General features: G+C 60.7%; 8 protein-coding genes and 1 pseudogene. 3 read left to right on the top strand and 6 right to left on the bottom strand.

What is annotated here, in order from left to right; translation table 11 throughout:
• Positions 1-161 precede the first annotated feature (161 nt).
• Positions 162-1532: an ABC transporter substrate-binding protein gene (locus NIBR502773_RS00535; protein ID WP_141155054.1), complete on the top strand. Its 1371-nt coding sequence runs from the start codon at positions 162-164 to the stop codon at positions 1530-1532.
• On the opposite strand, the gene NIBR502773_RS00530 is transcribed toward NIBR502773_RS00535, so the two are convergent.
• The 6 genes and pseudogenes from NIBR502773_RS00530 to NIBR502773_RS00505 form a co-directional block, all read right to left on the bottom strand.
• Positions 1504-5394: a hypothetical protein gene (locus tag NIBR502773_RS00530; RefSeq protein ID WP_141155053.1), complete on the bottom strand. Its 3891-nt coding sequence runs from the start codon at positions 5392-5394 to the stop codon at positions 1504-1506. The two genes, NIBR502773_RS00535 and NIBR502773_RS00530, sit on opposite strands and share 29 nt — an antisense overlap.
• 152 nt (positions 5395-5546) lie before the next feature.
• Positions 5547-7169, bottom strand: coding sequence for an ABC transporter ATP-binding protein (locus NIBR502773_RS00525; RefSeq protein WP_141155052.1), 1623 nt, complete (start codon positions 7167-7169; stop codon positions 5547-5549).
• Entirely contained in the window at positions 7166-8050 is an 885-nt protein-coding gene (locus NIBR502773_RS00520; RefSeq protein WP_141155051.1) for an ABC transporter permease, read from the bottom strand. Before NIBR502773_RS00520 ends, NIBR502773_RS00525 begins: the two co-directional genes overlap by 4 nt.
• Positions 8051-8053: 3 nt before the next feature.
• A pseudogene (locus NIBR502773_RS00515) lies at positions 8054-9003 on the bottom strand (ABC transporter permease).
• A complete protein-coding gene (locus NIBR502773_RS00510) occupies positions 9000-10613 on the bottom strand; it encodes an ABC transporter substrate-binding protein (RefSeq protein ID WP_043293540.1) in 1614 nt (537 codons plus the stop codon). The pseudogene NIBR502773_RS00515 and the gene NIBR502773_RS00510 overlap by 4 nt, the downstream one beginning before the upstream one ends.
• Before the next feature lie 44 nt (positions 10614-10657).
• The gene (locus NIBR502773_RS00505; RefSeq protein ID WP_141155050.1) at positions 10658-13090 is read right to left on the bottom strand and encodes a TonB-dependent siderophore receptor; all 2433 of its coding nucleotides are present in this window, start codon (positions 13088-13090) and stop codon (positions 10658-10660) included.
• 505 nt (positions 13091-13595) lie between these two features.
• Between NIBR502773_RS00505 and NIBR502773_RS00500 the strand changes: the two genes are divergently transcribed.
• Together NIBR502773_RS00500 and NIBR502773_RS00495 are read left to right on the top strand one after the other, a co-directional pair.
• Positions 13596-16469, top strand: a complete 2874-nt coding sequence (locus tag NIBR502773_RS00500) for a PAS domain S-box protein (protein WP_141155049.1) — start codon at positions 13596-13598, stop codon at positions 16467-16469.
• Positions 16469-17098, top strand: coding sequence for a response regulator transcription factor (locus NIBR502773_RS00495; RefSeq protein ID WP_065927714.1), 630 nt, complete (start codon positions 16469-16471; stop codon positions 17096-17098). Before NIBR502773_RS00500 ends, NIBR502773_RS00495 begins: the two co-directional genes overlap by 1 nt.
• Positions 17099-17143: the final 45 nt, after the last annotated feature.

Here is a 17143-nt window from a genome sequence, read left to right as displayed (position 1 = left end):
TTCAATAAAGTGTTCGATTCTCCTGGTCGTGAAGGGTGGCCGGTACAGCGCCAACCCTCGAATGTGAGGGTTTCCAGGCTTGGCATGAATTGTGTTGTGACCCGATTGGCGCTGACCCGACAACGGGAGGGAAACCTCACCTTTCATAAGAAACCACACCCATGCACAACGTCTTGCAACGCACAGTCATCGCCAGCCTGCTGGCACTCGGCGCCTTGGGCGGGCCGGTTGCCCAGGCCGCCAATGATCAACAGTTCATCCCGCTGGCCACCTACCGGGTCGGCGCCTATGCGTCCAGCGGCATTCCGTGGTGGGCGGGGGAGATTGATTACTTCCGCTACATCAACGAGGTCGAAGGCGGCGTGAACGGCGTCAAGCTGGTCTGGCAGGAATGCGAGACCGAGTGGAAGACCGACCGCATCATCGAATGCTATGAGCGCTACAAAGCCGGCCTGGACGGCGCACCCACCGGGTTCTTCTTCACCCACAGCACCCCGGCCTCCTATGCGCTGATGGACCGTGCCGCCATTGACCACATCCCGTTGATCGACGGCGCCGGCGGGCGTACCGAATCCACCGATGGCCGCGTGTTCCCCTACGCGTTCCCGCTGTTGCTCAACTACTACGGCCAGGCGTCGGTGGGCATCAACTACATCGCCCAGCGTGAAGGCGGCCTGGACAAGCTCAAGGGCAAGAAGATCGTCACCGTCTACCATGACTCCGCCTACGGCCGCGAAACCCAGGCGGCCATGCAGTTGCTGGCGCAAAAGTACGGGTTCGAGAACATCCAGATCCCCGTGGCCGACCCCGGCAACGAGCAGTCGACCCAGTGGCGCCAGGTGCGGCAGATCAACCCGGACTGGGTGTTCCTGCGCACCTGGGGCGTGTCCACCCCCGTCGGCATCAAGACTGCCGTGCGCTTTGGCATCCCCGTGGACCGTCTGATCGGTGATGTGTGGGCCGGCTCCGAAGCCGACGTAATCCCCGCCGGCACCGCCGCCAAAGGCTACCAGGCGCTGGCGCCGTTCCCCGGTGGCGACAGCTTCGAGATCCATAAAAAGCTCAGGCAGTTCATCCTCGATCCCGGCAAGAGCAACCTCAAGGACCCCAGCTATTTCGGCAAGGTCTACTACAACATCGGCCTGATCAACGCCGCGATCGCCGTCGAAGCGCTGCGCACCGGCCAGGCCCAATTCGGCAACCGCGCGCTGAACGGCGAGGAAACCCGCTGGGCGTTCGAGCACCTGGACATCGACGCCGCGCGCCTCAAGGCCATGGGGTTCGAAGGTCTGCTGGCACCGTTGAAGCTGTCCTGCGCCGACCACGAAGGTGGCGGTTCCGCCCGAGTGCAGCAATGGGATGGGCAAAAGTGGGTGCTGGTGACCGACTGGCTGCAGGCCGACCGCGCCACCTTGCGTCCGTTGATCGAAGCCAAGTCGGCTGCGTATGCACAGGAGAAGGGCATTATGGCGCGTGATTGTTCGGCTGAGGGAGCTAATGACTTCAGTGGAAATGCACCGGCTTATAAATAATAACTCTATTGGCGTAATGGGCTGGCTGTCCTAGTGCAGCTATGTTAATGCTCATGGTTTTACCGTGATTTCTTTTGATTTGTGGTGTTATCTTGCCGATAAATTGATTTTGCAATAGCTTTTCTGCTGTTTCCTCGATGAGTGCAGTACTGGCATTAGGATACACCTCTCGTGCCGTCTGCATTACCGCGTTTCTCTTTTTGGTCATAGCGGTAGATCCGTACTCCATAGTCACTTCACCCTCAAAAGCCTTGACCGGTCGCCGGATTTCTTGCTGGAGCAGTCTGCCAAAGGAACTACTTCCGCCCTCGCCGGAGTAGCAAATCAATAGTCTGATGTTGTTGTAGTTAGACGGATTCACACCCTTGGCCTGTAATAAAGAAATTAGTTCTTTGGCAGAGTAAAGCTTATTGTCAATAATGACTTCGGTGCCGCGCGCTAATACTTTGTCAACGAAACCACGAGGGCGTCCATGGGCAACGATATTAAGGCGGTCAAGTTTTTTGTACTCATCAACATAAGTGTGTATTTCGTTGGCGATCATTCTAAGGTCTTTCATGGGGTTCACCTTAAGACGGTTGTCAGCCCCAAGGCTTTGATCAATCCTATTTGGCGGCGACGAAGGTGCGGAAGAGTTGGTTGAAACCGGACTGGGTGCTTGTACTGAAAAGTTATTAATCTTTTGACCGTAAGCGCGGTCTTTGGCTGCATCATAATGAAACCAATCGCCTGTTTTTTCATCAAGTATGGCGGTCGCTTTGATCCGTTCACTGCTCGCGCCCACTTGATAACTGCCCTCAGCGATATCCGCTCTTTTGACGAACTCCCTGAACTGCGCATTGTTCATTCCACTTTGTTGCAACTGTCGGACGTTTGAAAATTTTGCGCCCGCCGCAGCGGGCCCATGACTGGCAGGCACGCCCGGCGCTTTGCGCAGCACACCACGGCCAAACGCCCGGCTCGCCGCGCCTGTTGCCCTGGCCCGCCCGGCCGCGCGGGCCGCCCCTGCGCCTTTGGAGAAGGCTGCACCTGTCAGGTAAGTGACACCGTCAGCAACCAGGTCGCCAAGTGCGGCCAGCAGGTCGCCGTTGATAATGTGCCTGACCGAGGACACGCCCGGTATCAGGCCCAGGATGATATTGGAAATAACAGCTTCCTTGGCTTTCTCTTCATCGAATGTAGTGATTGCCTTGGTCAATTCAAACAATTCATTGAAGTCGGATGCAGGTTGGCAATGGATGGCAACCAGATCGCCGATATAGTTACTACGTGCGCTGGTGAACGAGTCCGGCGTGGTGACAGGCAACAGACTGGCTGCTTGTTTGGCGGCCTGCTCCCGTGAAGGCGTTTTTTCATAAATTGCTGTGTTTTTCCAGGCCTCACCAACTTGACTGGGGATTTTGCGCCACTCGCCTTGCAGGCCTTCCTTGAACTTCTTTTTCAGGTCTTCGCGCTTGGTTATTTGCCCCTTCTGCGAGGATATTTCATAAAACTCCTTATTGCCGTCACGTTCGGTCTGGAAAATAAGTGCGCGCTTGTCCTTTGTCTGCCTTGGGACGCGATCTTGATTTTTTATTGTCCCGCCAGGATAGGAACTCTCCGACTTCCTGACTTCGCCCTCAACAAAGACGCGTATTTTTCCGAACTCGAGGTTTTTCCGGTCCTCCGAGGGAAGGCTGGCAATCTGGTTCTTTACAACAGTGGCATGTGCATCAGTGAACTGCTTTTTGTAGGTGTTAAACGCTTGTTCCTGCTTGGCCTTAGGATCGGGCAGGCTTGACAGTTGAGCGATCATGGAGGTGGGGAATCGGGGGTCATCGGATACCCAATTGGAGAATCCATTTAACTCAGGGTTGGAAAGGTAAAAATCGAAGAGCGAGAATTTCGGTTGCGTCGAACTGGAAAGATTTCCGTTGCCACGTCCTATCGGGCTGTTATCCCTGAAGCAAGGAAGGTTGTAAGGGCGTTCGGCGCCGAACTTTTTCTTGAGTTCCTCCAATGCAACATCTCGCTGGGTCGGCACCTTGGCGGCAAGGTGTTCGAGGGCGGTTTGCAACGCCTTTGTTTTGTCCTGAAACGCTTTTTGGGTCTGGTCAATTTCCGCTTGTGAATAGTCGTCGTTTTCTCGGGGCACGAGCGTACCGTGCAATTTCCCCCACTCGATCAACGCCAAGCGCGATGTCGAATTCTGAATCGCCTGGCCCGAAGAGGAAATCGGGTCCTTGGCATCCTGTGCAGACACCTGAGCAAAGGTCATCTGCGCCGTGACGCCCGGGCTGTATGCTTCGATGCGCGCTACCGCCGCCTTCAATGCCACCCATGCGGCCGACCCATAAGTCACCTTATTGGGAATGTCTTTTACCAGCAGTTCCGGCGCTGCACGTGCCAGCAGCAGGTGCGCGGCAACTGGGGCCATTTCTGCCGATACCCGCTTGAGCTTTATAAGGTGGTCGACGAGTCCCTGTTTGATCGTTTCAAGCGGTTTTCCATTGAAACGATCGTCTGCCAGGTTATATCCCGCCACATGATTGAGTTGCGGACGAAACATGCTCTCCTGGTCCAGGGTTGTCGCGATGGCGGTCAAGACCCAATCATGGGGCGAACTGGTTTGCCATTGCTCGCCCATCTTTTCTTGCAAGGCCGATTCGAGTTCCTGGGCCTTGGGCGTATTGACTATTTTCTCGATGACCTTAAGAGGGTCGCGCAATTCGCTGGCCGAAAATTGCATATTTTTTACCAGGTAACCCAACGCCCCCTTTGGGTCCGGCCGTGATGTCCCATCGTTGATCAGGCCTGGCAGCTTCAGGCTGTAGCCGAAGTGACTGTAAACCGATTTTTGCTCGTATTGCTCCAGCGGCACTGGCCAGGACAGGGCGCCACCCAGATTGCCAAGCGTAGACGCAGGCAGCGGGAGGCTGTTGATGACATTTCTAAGGTTTTCGAGTTCTTCGGCTGTCTTCGGCAAGATCCAGTTATTGGCCAGAATAAACTGCTCGAGTGTAGGCGATGCCGTGTGACCCAACTCGCTCAGTTGGCCGTATGACGAGTCTGGATCCACAGTCATGGTCGTGCTCTTCAACGCGGCTTCGATTTGACGAGATCCGCTACGCAACAGTTGCGTCAGCTTCCCTGACAATTCGTTGATATCCTGAAGATCTCCCAAGGCGGTTTTTTCGTTGCTGAGTTCGTCCAGAATGACGGCTGTCGCAACTTCACTTTCTGGAACGTTGGCAGCGTTTTTTCTGAAAGCCTGGGTCCGCTGCAACTCATCGGCTCGCGCGGCGCTTGTATTTCCGTCTTCGCCATAAAAATTCGCCACGACTTCAAAAGGCGCGGATGAGGGGCTGCCCGGCGTGACTTCCACGGGGTTCTTACCCGCCGCCACGATGCCTGTCGCACGCAGCAATGGCGCAACGACCATCTCCCATGACGGGTCCTTGTCCGCAGCCCTCAAGGTTTGGCGTCGACCACTGACCGTTGCGGTGAGGTGGCCGAAGGAACTGAGCGACAGAGGCTTGGACAGATCGATATTTTTGTGTCGTGCCCAATCCACGAACTGTGGATTTTTAAGCAGCTTGTGCAGGTGTGTCCACCACTGTCCGAAGGTCGATTCAGGCGGGATGTCGTCGAGCCGATCCGTGCCGTCAAATGAAGGCCCGGTCTTCGCAATGTCATGCAGGGCCTTGGCGAAAGCCAGCGCAAGGTCCTTGTCGCCCTTGGCTGCGGGTGTTTCGTCAGCGGCTTCGTCAGGCGTGGGTGTCGCAGCTCTGTCTTCGTCTGATGGGAGAAGCGTGGCGCCCCCCAGAGGAAGCGGCAGTCGGGTTTCGATATCCTGGCGTGCACCGGTTGCTGATAGGGTCATTAAGGTTTATCTCCCTGCCTTACTCAAACATGGGCGCCCGGTTCTGGTTCGATCGACCGGGCTCGTAGCCTGAGTGAGCAGTGGTGACGTTTGATTCCACACAAGAGTGTTATCGATTGCTTCCTTCCTGGGGCTGCGGGACGCAATCAGGCTCAGGCGGCGCTTGCCGTGACGTGACGGCCAGGGATGGCCGCAATCAGTTCACGGGTGTAGTCGCTGGCCGGCTGGTTGAAGATGCGTTCCACCGAGCCCTGTTCAACCACGCGGCCATTGCGCAGCACCAGCACCTCATGGGCGAAGTTGGCCACCACTGACAAGTCGTGGGACACCAGCACATAGGCGATGCCCATTTCCCGTTGCAGCTCTTCCAGCAGGTCAAGGATGCGCGCCTGCACCGACACGTCGAGGGCGCTGACCGGTTCATCCAGCAACAGCAGGTCGGGTTTCAACGCCAGAGCCCTGGCGATGGCGACCCGTTGGCACTGGCCGCCGGACAGTTCACGGGATAGACGATCGAGAAAGCTCACCGGCAGGTGCACGCGGCTGATCAACGCCCGCGCCGCCTGTTCCAGGGCGGCACCCTTGAGCAAGCCAAACGACACCAGCGGCTCCACGATGCTGTCGAACACGGTGAAGCGCGGGTCCAGCGCCGCAAAGGGGTTTTGTTGCACCAGTTGCAGGCGTTGGCGCAACGGGCGGAAGTCGCGCCAGCTCAGGTCGGTGACGTCTTGCTGCTCGAACCGCACCCGGCCCTGGGTCGGCTTCTCCAGGCCCAGGGCGATGCGCAGCGCGGTGCTCTTGCCCGAGCCGGACTCGCCGACGATGGCCAGGGTCTGGCCGGGATACACCTCCAGGCTCAGGTCCTCCAGGGCCACGAAGGTCGATGCCTCGCCCTTGACCTTGGGCAGGGCAAACGTCTTGCCGACATTGTGCAGGCTCAGGATCGGCTCACGTCCCAGGTCGAGGTTGAGCAACGGTTCACGCCGCCTGGCGAAGGCGGGTGCGGCGGCGATCAGCGCGCGCGTGTAGTCGTGGCTGGGGTGCGCGAGGATCTGCCGTGGCGGACCTTGCTCTACCACTTCACCCTGTTGCATCACCAGGATGCGGTCGGCACGGTCGAGCGCCACGCCCAGGTCATGGGTGATGATCAGCAGGGAAATGCCGCGTTCACTGACCAGGCGCTGCAAGTGGTCGAGGATCTTGCGCTGCACGGTCACGTCGAGGGCGCTGGTGGGTTCGTCGGCGATGATCAGGCGTGGGTTGCCGGCCAGGGCGATGGCGATCAGCACGCGCTGGCGCATGCCGCCGGAGAGTTCATGGGGGTACTGGCGCGCGCGCAATACCGGGTTGTCGATGCCCACCTGTTGCAGCAGCTCGACAATGTCGGCGTCGACAGCCGGGTAGCGTTTGCCCTTGGCGAGTATCAGCGCCTCGGCGATTTGCTGGCCGATGCGCAATGTGGGGTTGAGGCTGACCATCGGGTCTTGGGGCACCAGGCCGATGGTGCGGCCACGCAAGGTGCGTTTCTGGCGTTCGCTGGCGTGGGTCAGGTCGGTGCCGTCGACCCACAGCTCGCCGGCGCTGATCTGCGCGTGAACGGGCAGCAGGCCGAGAATGGCGTTGGCCAGGGTTGTCTTGCCGGAGCCGGATTCACCGACAATCGCCAGCGTCTCGCCTTGGGCGAGGGTCAGTGACAGGCGATTGACCGCCGTATGGCCGTGTCCATAGCTGACACTGAGGTGGCGAACATCGACTAATGGGGGCAGGGCGCTCATCGCTGGATCTCCTCGAACGTGCGGGCAATATGGTTAAGGCTGAACACGACGGCGACCAGGAACAGGCCCGGCAATAACGAGACCCACGGCGCGGTGATCAGGAAGTGTCGGCCGTTGGCAATCAATGTGCCCCATTCCGCCGCCGGTGGTGCTGCGCCGAAACCGAGAAAACTCAGGCCGGCGGTGGCAAGGATCGCCGCGCCGAAGTCCAGGGTGGCCAACACTGCCACCGGGCCCCAGGCGTTGGGCAGGATGTGCCGCAACAACGTACGGCCCCAGCTGGCACCGCCCAGGCGTGCGGCTTCGACATAGGGCAGGGTTTTCACCCGTAGCACTTCGGCGCGGGTGGTGCGGGCAAAACCCGGAATGATGCCGATGCCCACGGCAATCGCCACCGGCACCGTACCGAAGCCGATGGCCGTAACAATCGCCAGGGCCAGCAGCAGGCCGGGCAGGGCGAGCAGCACATCGACAAAGCGCATGATCAGCGCATCGATACGGCTACCGGCAAACCCGGACAAAACGCCCAGCCCCAGCCCGCCCACCAGTGCGATGCCGACGGCCAGGGAGGCGGCCAGCACTGACAGGCTGGCGCCGTAGACCACGCGGGTAAACAGGTCGCGGCCCAGCTCATCGGTGCCGAACCAGTGGGTCAGGTTGGGGGCGCTGAGTTTGGCGGCGGGCGCGGTGGCGTAAGGGTCGAAGCTGCTCAGCAACTGCGGCGTCACGGCGGCGACCAGGGAGAACAGCACCACCAGCACCGCCAGGCTGAACCCTGGCCGGCGCAGCAATGGCAGGAGTGTCGCCGTCGCGCGTTGCCAGGGGCTGCGGCGGCGCCAGAGTGTTTCGCTGCGGATCAGTTTCCGGGTAAGCGTCGTCATGGTCTAGGACACCTTGGGCGTGTGGGAGATGCGCGGGTCGAGCCAGGGGTAAAGCAGGTCCACCAGCAGGTTCACCAGGACAAATGCCGCCGCCGACACCGCGACGATGGCCAGCACCACCGGAATGTCCTGGCGCAGCACCGCTTCCTGGGCCAGGCGGCCGATACCGGAGCGAGCGAAGATGGTTTCCACCAGCACCGCGCCGGACACGGTGTTACCCACCTGCAGGCCGATCAGGGTGAGGATCGGCAGCGCGGCGTTCCTGAACCCATGACGGGCCTGCACCTGGCCGCGGCTCAAGCCCTTGGCGTAGGCGGTGACGATATAGGCCTCTTTCCACACGCCCTGGAAGCTGCGTTGCAGCACCTGGGCGTACACCGCGGCGCTCGGAATCGCCAAGGTGACTGCCGGCAGCACCAGACTTTCGAAGCCCTTGCTGCCGGTGGCGGGAAACCAGCCCAGGCCAAATGCAAACACCTGGATCAGCAGCAGGCCCATCCAGAACACCGGCACCGAAAATCCCAGGGACGGCAAGCGCGCCAGGGCTTTTTTCAACGGTTGCCAGCGGATGTACGCGGTGAGGTAAGCCAGGCCGATACCACCGAGCAGCGACAGCACAATCGCCAGGCCGGCCAGGGACAGCGTCTGGGGCAGGCGTTCGGCGAGTAACTCGGCCACCGGGCGATTGAGTGACAGCGACTGCCCGAAGTCCCCGTGCAATGCCCCAGCAGCAGGTCGATATATTGCTCGAACAGGCCTTTGTCCAAGCCGTAGTAGACGCGCGCCTTGGCCAGGTCTTCCACCGACAGGGCGTCGGCTTCCATGCCGGACGCGCTGAGCATGATCGACAAGGTATCGCCCGGCAGCAGATAGAGGATGAAGTAGGTGATGCTATAGGCCCCCCATAGCACCAGCAGCGCCTGGCCGACCCGGCCGATCAGGTAGCGGCTCATGGCGTGCCGACCTCGATATCGCCCAGCAGGGCGAAGCCTTCGGCGGTCCAGCGGAAGTTTTTCACCTTGGGCGACGTCGCGGCCTGCCACACGCGCTCGTACACCGGGAACGCCGAGCCTTCGTCGATCAGCAGGTCCTGCAGGTCGCCGTAGGCTGTCGCCCTTTGAGCGCTTTGGGTGGCGGTGATGCCGGCATCGAACAGGCCCTTGGCTTTTTCCAGGGTCGGCGCTGCGTAGAGGTTGGTGGCCAGGGTCGAGCTGTTGGCGGTGCGAGGGTCGAGGATGGTCTGCAGGATGATCGGATCGGCGCGGGTCATGTAGGTGCTGGTCAGGTCATAGTTACCGGCCGAGTTGTTGGCGACCCATTCGGCGCGAGTGACCACGTTGAGCTTGACCTCGATACCGACCTTGCGCAGTTGGTCCTGGAGCAGCACGTCCCCGGCAGTCTCCGCCGGGGTGATGTTGTAGCTCAGGCTCAGGCGCTTGCCGTCTTTGTGCCGGTAGCCATCGGTGCCCTTGGCCCAGCCGGCCTGGTCCAACAGGCGCTCGGCACCCGCGGGGTCGTAGGCCAGCTTGGCGCCCTGGCTTTTGAAGTAGGGCGTGGTGACGTCGTAGATACCGTCCACCACCGGGAATTCGGCGTTGTACACGGTGCTGGCGTAGCTCTTGCGGTCAATGGCCTTTTGCACCGCCAGCCGTACTTGCTTGTCGGCCAGTGCCCGCTCGCCGCGGGTGTTGGGGTACAGGTTCAGCGCCGGCCCCGGCAGCGAGCGGCTCTGGATGGTGGCGCCCTTGGATTGGAACAGTTTCAGGTCGACTTCCGAGAACGGGTTGCGGGGCCACAGGATGTCGGCCTTGCCTTGCAGGAATAGGCCGTTACGCACGCTTTCCTCGGGGATGTAGGTGACGTCCACCGCCTCCAGGTGCGCTTCGCCCTGGTTTTTCATATTCGCCGACGCCCAGGCGTAACCCTTGCGCTTGGTCAGGTGCGCGCCGACTTCTGGGGTATAGCTGGCCAGTACGAACGGGCCGGTACCGATGATCTTGCCGAGCGAACGCTCCTTGACGCTCAGTGCGTAGGAGGCCGGCGCGAGGATCGCCAGGTTGGTGGTGGAGGTCGCCTGCAGGAAGCCCGCATTGGGCTTGGCGAGCACCAGCTTGACGGTGAAGTCGTCGACTACTTCGGCGCGATCAAAGCCCGCCAGGTACGTCGCGCCGAAGGTGGCCGGCAGCTCGGTCGCCAGCGCCTTGTTGCTGTCAAAGGCGGTTTTCACGGCCTTGGCATCGAAGCGTTCGCCGTTGCTGAAGGTGACGTTGTCGCGCAGGTGGAAGGTGTAGGTCAACGCGTCGTCGCTGACTTCCCAGCTTTTCGCCAGCCAGGGAATGATCCTGCCGGTCTGCGGATCCTGGTCGGTGAGGGATTCGGCGATATTGCGCAGCAGCACCCGGTGTTCGAGCCAATAGACCTGGAACGGGTCGACGCTGACCAGGGTGGTGTTGTCGCCGAAGAAGGCGATGTTCAAGGTCTTGCCGGCCTGGCTGTCAGTGCCCGCAGGCGAGCAAGCGGCCAGGCTCAATGCCAGGGCGCAAGGGGCCAATAGACGGCTCATCAAGTTGGAGGTGTTCAATGGGATGCCCTCGTATGGCGATTGGCTTAGAAGTCGTAGGCCAGCTTGGTGTACCAGTAGCCGCCGCCGGGGTAGAACGGCGGGTTACCGTAGGGCGCCAGGCCCAGGTTGCTGTAGACGGCGTGCCGGTCGGGGCGCACGTCGAAGATGTTGGTGCCGCCGATGCTGACGGTGATCTGGTCGACGAAGGTGTAGCTGACGTCCAGGTCGGTGATCCATTTCGCACCGAAGCTGCGGTCGCCGGATGGGTTTACCGCCAGGGTCTTGACCGCGCCGTAGCGGCTGGTTTGCAGGTTCACTGCGAGGTCCTCGACTTTCCAGTTGGCGCCCAGGATCCATTTGGTCTTGGGCGAGGCTTGGGTGAGATCGCCTTCGCGGTCGCGGCCCACCAGGGTGACGCCGGAGTTGGCCAGCGCACTCGGGGTGTCCCGGGTGCCTTCGATAGTGGTCTTGTTCCAGTTGAAGCCCAGGCTCCAGCGCACATCGCCCCAGGCCTCCAGCGGCGTGGTGTGGTCGGCGACCACGTCCAGGCCACGGGTGCGGGTATCGAAGGCGTTGGTGTAGTAGTTGACCCAGGTCCCCGAGGGCACGCCTTGGGCGCTGAGGATGCCGTTGATCACGCCGTTGCCCTGGTCGTAGATATTGCTGGTCAGGGCGATACGGTCGTCGATGTCGATCAGGTAAGCGTCGGCGGTGATGCTGGTGCGCGGTGCCGGCTGCCAGGTCAAGCCCAGCCCGAGGTTGCGTGACTTTTCCGGCTTGAGGTCATCGCCACCCAAGGCCTTGGCCAGGTTGCTGCCCGACGGGGTCAGGCGGGTCACGGCGGGCACCACGTTGCCGTTCACATCGGTAGCCACCCGGTTGTCGGCCACGGTGTAGCCGATCTGGGTCAGGGATGGCGCGCGGAAGCCGGTGCCGACGGTGCCGCGCACGGCCACACTGTCGGTCAGTTCGTAGCGCGAATTCACTTTGAGGCCGAAGGTGTTGCCTGAATCATCGTCGTAATGTTCGATCCGCCCGGCGACGTCGAGGAACCAGCGCTCGGTCAGGTCGAAGCCCAGGTCCAGGTAGCCGGCGTAGTTGTTGCGGATCAGGCTGACTTCATCCTCCGGGCGAATCGTCACCGCCGCCTGTGCGCCCGATGCCGCCGGGTAGGTGCCGGTGATATAGGCTTCGGGGTCACCGGCGAAGGTGCTGAAATGTTCCCAGCGATGCTCCAGGCCGGCCGACACCTGCACCGGCGAGGTCAGGTTGAACAGGCTGTCGTAGCGGCGGGTGACGTCCAGGTTGTTCACCCACTGCTCGAAGCGAAAGGTCGCCAGGTTGTCGAACCTGGTCGGCGACGCGGTGCCCAGGGACGGGTTGATATTCAGGTCGCTGGAATGGTGGACGTTGTTGCGTCCGTAGGTGGTGCTCAGGTCCCAGTTCCACTCGGCCGCCTGGCCCTTGCCGCCGAACAGCAGTTGGTAGTCGCGGTCCTTGATGTTGTTCAGCGGGTAGTAGCCGTCGGGGAACACCTCGGGCACGGCGGCCCGGCCGGTCGGCAGGCGGAAGTAGTTGGCGGCCTCGGCATCGCGCTCGCCGTAGGTGGAGAACGAGTAGAGCGTCAGGTCTTCCAGGGGCAGTTCGGCGTTGTAGGCGAGGTTGAAGGCTTTCAGGTCCGGGTCGCCGTTCTTGATTGCCACCCGGTCCCAGGCCGCTTCCCTGGCCGGATCGTTGAAGGCGCGCACGCTGCTGTCGGCCTTGTCGTTCCAAGAGGCCTCGCCGCGTTTGCGGGCGTCGGCGGAGAGGTGGAAAAAGCCGCCGTCGCCCAGCTTGAAACCCTGGTCGCCGGCCACCTTGATCGTTTCCCCCTGGCCGGAAAACAACTGGCCGTAACTGGTTTCCAGGTGCCCGCCGCTGTTGCCGGCCTTGAGGATGATATTGATCACCCCGGCCACGGCATCCGAACCATACTGAGCCGCCGCGCTGTCTTTAAGGACCTCGATATGGTCCACCGAACTGACCGGGATCAGGTCGATGTCCACCGCATTGGCGCCACTGTTGTCGATCGACCCGCGCTGGCCGGTGGCACCGTTGTGCCTGCGTTTGCCGTTGACCAGCACCAGGGTATAGGCCGGGCCGAGGCTGCGGTTGCTCAGCGGACGCGTCACCGAGTTGTAGCCGGCGATATTGGTGCCGAAGTTGAACGACGGCAGCAGCTTGGCAATCGCCTCGGACAACTCGGCGCGCCCGGTCTTGAGCAGCTGTTCGCTGTTGATCACGTCAATCGGCGCCGGGCTGTCGGCCACGGTGCGTTGCTGGCCACGCAAACCGGTGGAGATCACGGTCACCGTATCGAGCTTGGCCTCGTCGGCGGCGGCTTCGGCGAAGGAGGGCGCGCCGGCCAGCAGCAGGGAACTGGTCAGCAGTGACAGGTGGAATCTTCTGCGGGGTAGGGGGGCGGCGATGTCTGGCATGTCGGAAAGGGTCCATGTAAGCCTGCTGAAGGCTCCTGGTGATCGGGGGTACGTCCTCCGCCAGGCATGGGGTCGGTGTGTGGAATGAAGATATCCCTATAAAAAACCGTGGGGAAAGTCTTTTTTGGAATAAGCTAATTATTAGATATTGTTATCTTGTAAATTTATAAGATCATCTATTTTTATTATGTGTAGGGCGTTGGCGTGGGTTGAGTGTTCGACATCCAAAACATCGACGTGGGGTGGCATGCCGGAGGCCGGCGTGAGGATTCCCTGCGGCTGAACGTAAATCTTTAGTCTGGCTGGCGCCGGCCGTAAATGAGACTACGATAGTCTCCATCAAGTGCCGGGCAACGCTATCCATAGGGTATTGTTTTTTGCATGCACCCGTTGGGCATACATTCAATTGACGGGTTTCAGGCTTTTATGGGGCGAGCCAGCACGAACTGATGAAGTATTTACGCTGGGTTTTTCATCGTAAGCGTGAACGCATGCAGGAGCGGTAATGGCAGACAAGGATGTGCTGCAAACCCTTGAAGGCGTGCTGGATTGCCTGTCGGGCGCGGTTGTGGTCCTGGATCGATCTGCACGGGTCGTGTTGGGCAACCCTGGGTTTTCAACGTTGCAGTGTCAGAACGGCATCCCTCCCGAGGCAAACACCGAGTTTCTCTCCTTGCTGCGCCCCCAGGACAGCCAGCTTTTTTATGCGGCGCTGGAAAAGGCCGATGGGCAATCCCGTGTGTGTTTCGAGGCGACCGCGAGGCAGTCCGGCCGGTTGAACCTGTCGATGACACCGTGGCGCGACGACTATTTTATCGTTGAAATCATTCCCCTTCCTGAGCCCCCAATCGCGCATTCCCACAGCGAGCGCATCTCCGAGATCCCCCTTGAAGCCATTTTCGATTCCTCCGGCACTGGCTTGGCCCTCGTGTCACTGGACGGTCGTTGGCTGAGGGCCAACAGCGTCATTTGCAGGTTGCTTGGCTACAGCGAGGCACAGCTGCAAAGCACCACATTCATGGCCTTGACCCACCCCGAAGACCGCGAAGTGGGCAAGCAGCTGATAGAAGAATTGAAGGGCGGTGCACGGCAGGGCGCCACCTTGCATAAACGCTACATCCACCACGACGGCCAGGTTGTCTGGGTGCGCCTGACCGTGGGGTTGGTGCGGGACGACCAGGGGCAGCCGATCTGTTTTGTCTCCCAACTGGAAGACATCACCGAGAACTGGCAGCTTCGCGAAACCTTGCTGGGCAGCGAGCTGAAATTCCTCACCCTGGCGGAGAATTCACCCAACATCATTGTTCGCTACGATCGCAACCTGTTGCGTACGTACGTCAACCCGACGTTCCTGCTCTTGACCGGTATGTCTTATGACGAGGCCATAGGCGCCAGCCCCAGGGAGCAGCCCGGCGATTACCTCGATCATCTGCGTCATGTGGCATCCACAGGCGAGACCGCTCAATTCCTCAACAGTTGGCCGGCCGGCACCGGTGGTGAAGCGGTGAGTTGTGTCGTCAGCCTGATGGCTGAACGCAGCCCATCCGGTGAGGTGGCAGGCGTGCTGGCACTGGCCCACGACATCACTGAGTTGCGCAAACAGCAAGTGCTTGAAGACGCACGTCTGCGCATCTTCGAAACAATGGCCACGGGCGCCCCTCTGGACGAAACCCTGGGGTTGCTGGTGAGTTATCTTCAACTGGCCTTGCCTCACTGTTCCTGTGGCGTAGTGCTTGCTGAACCGCAAAGCCTCGATTCGTCGGTATTCAAGCCTTCTTCCGCCTGCTGGTACGAGCCCATCCTCGACAATCAGGGGCAGACCCTTGGGGCTTTCGCGTTGTCGCGCTCGCCCGGTTCTGCGCTGGATGAGAGCGACCTGCAGCGCGTGCGCCAGACCTGCCACATTGCCGCGATTGCCATTGAACGCTGGCGCTCCGAATCCTTGCTCAGGGAGCGCGAGCGCCGCTACCGGGATATTTTCGACCATACCTTGGACATGTTGTGCCTGCTGGAGGCTGCGCCATGGGGTGATCTGCGCTGTGTCGAGGTCAATCCGGCCCTGTTGCAGGTGCTTGGGAAACCCCATGGCGAGGTTATTGGCGAGGCGCTGGCGTCGATCTTTGGCCGGCTCAACGCGGAAAAAATCCAGGCCCTTCATGACCAATGCAGGGCCGCCGAGCGGGTGGTGGAGTCTGAGGAGAGCATGGTGCTGCGCAACGAAGTGCGCAACCTGCACTTTACCCTGGTGCCGGTCGCCGACTCGGGCAGCGTGGGCCCGCGGGTGTTGGTGATCGGTCGTGATGTGACCCATTTGACCCGGGCCCGGCAGAAAGAACTGGAACGCCAGCACGACATCAACGCCCTAGTGGAAAACAGCCCGGACGCCGTCGCGCGCTTGAGTGTTCTCGGGGAGGTGCTCTACGTCAATGCGCAGTTGCGAAAATGGGTGGGCGGGGCCTGGCCGGAACTGATGGGCATGCCCATGGATGAAGTGGTGCCGCTGAACGCCCAGTCCCAGCTTTTTCGGGAATTGGTGGCCCAGGTGATTCGCCAGAACAAAGCCACGGAACAGGAGTTCTTATTGTCGGGTTTGAAAACCGCGCCCAAGGTGGTGTTGATCCACTTTGTTCCCGAGGTCGACGGCCAGCGCGTCGTCAGCGTACTGGCCGTCGGGCGCGATATTTCCAAGCTGCGCGCGGCGGAGCGGCGCCTGGCCAATTCCAACGCGCAATTGCGCGACCTGTCGACCCGCCGGGAAACGGCGCGGGAAGAGGAACGCAAACTGATTGCCCGGGAGATCCATGACGAACTGGGCCAGCACCTGACGGCGCTGCGCATGGGCATCTCGTTGCTGAGGTTTCAGTTCGGCACCGATACGCCTGAGCTCACCCCTCAGGTCGAGCGCTTGATGGCGCTGACCGACAAGACCATTCAGGTGGTGCGCAATGTGTCCACGAGCCTGCGCCCCTCCGCGTTGAACCTGGGGCTGGTGTCCGGTCTTGAATGGCTGACAGCCGAATTCGTCACCCTGACCCAGGTTCCCTGTGCGTTGAACCTGCCGCTGATTGCCCTGACCCTTCCGGATACCCACGTGACCGCGGCGTTTCGCATTGTGCAGGAATCGCTGACCAATATCGCGCGTTATGCCGAAGCGACGCAGGTCAGCGTCACCCTGAGCCCGCAGGAGACGCACTGGGTGCTCGAGGTCCAGGACAACGGCAAGGGCTTTGACCCGGATGCCGCGGGTCGCCAGACCCTGGGCTTGGCCGGTATGCGTGAGCGCGGCCTGATGCTGGGCGGCAAAGTGATCATTTTCAGTCACCCTGGACAGGGCACTACGGTCCAGGCGTTCATTCCGATGCACAAGGATAGGTATTGATGATTCGCATGCTGATCGCCGATGACCACACCATCATGCGCGAAGGGCTCAAGCAACTGTTCTCGCTGGTCGCCGACGTGCAGGTGGTGGCCGAAGCCGAGAGTGGCACGCAACTGATCGAACTGTTGCGCCAGGTCGAGATCGACCTGCTGCTGCTCGACATGAATATGCCGGGTATCAGCGGCGAGATTTTGATTGCGCGCCTGCATACCCAATACCCGAAACTGCCGATTCTGGTGTTGAGCATGCATAACGAAATCCATATCGCGCAACGGGCATTACGCGCCGGTGCACTCGGCTACCTGACCAAGGATCGCGATCCCGAAACCCTGTTGGTCGCGATGCGTCGAGTGGTCAGTGGCCAACGCTACCTCGACCCCGGGCTGGCGGAACAGATCGCGCTGCAAAGCAGTGGCTTGAAGCAGCAGACCTTTGTCGAGAGTTTGTCCGATCGCGAGTTCCAGATACTGCGCTTGTTGGCGCACGGCATGAGCGTCAACCAGATCGCCGAGCAGTTGGTCATCAGTAACAAGACGGTCAGTACCCATAAGACCCGGCTCATGGAAAAGATGGGGTTCTCCTCCACCGCCGACATTGTGCGTTTCGCCATGACCCTGGGCATTTCGTGACAAGCCTAAGTGGGTAGGGATTTTCCTAGGCGGTTTTCCAGTATC

This window comes from Pseudomonas sp. NIBRBAC000502773 (assembly GCF_006517195.1).
In the GTDB taxonomy this organism is placed as follows: domain Bacteria; phylum Pseudomonadota; class Gammaproteobacteria; order Pseudomonadales; family Pseudomonadaceae; genus Aquipseudomonas; species Aquipseudomonas marginalis.
The sequence above is the reverse complement of the archived record's forward strand: the minus strand, read 5'-3'. Positions and strand labels throughout refer to the sequence as shown.

Excerpts from the sequence above, each read along its gene's own strand:
- NIBR502773_RS00510 (WP_043293540.1), bottom strand. The coding sequence starts at position 10,613 with ATGAGCCGTCTATTGGCCCCTTGCGCCCTGGCATTGAGCCTGGCCGCT.
- NIBR502773_RS00530 (WP_141155053.1), bottom strand. The coding sequence starts at position 5,394 with ATGACCCTATCAGCAACCGGTGCACGCCAGGATATCGAAACCCGACTG.
- NIBR502773_RS00505 (WP_141155050.1), bottom strand. The coding sequence starts at position 13,090 with ATGCCAGACATCGCCGCCCCCCTACCCCGCAGAAGATTCCACCTGTCA.
- NIBR502773_RS00495 (WP_065927714.1), top strand. The coding sequence starts at position 16,469 with ATGATTCGCATGCTGATCGCCGATGACCACACCATCATGCGCGAAGGG.
- NIBR502773_RS00535 (WP_141155054.1), top strand. The coding sequence starts at position 162 with ATGCACAACGTCTTGCAACGCACAGTCATCGCCAGCCTGCTGGCACTC.
- NIBR502773_RS00525 (WP_141155052.1), bottom strand. The coding sequence starts at position 7,169 with ATGAGCGCCCTGCCCCCATTAGTCGATGTTCGCCACCTCAGTGTCAGC.
- NIBR502773_RS00520 (WP_141155051.1), bottom strand. The coding sequence starts at position 8,050 with ATGACGACGCTTACCCGGAAACTGATCCGCAGCGAAACACTCTGGCGC.
- NIBR502773_RS00500 (WP_141155049.1), top strand. The coding sequence starts at position 13,596 with ATGGCAGACAAGGATGTGCTGCAAACCCTTGAAGGCGTGCTGGATTGC.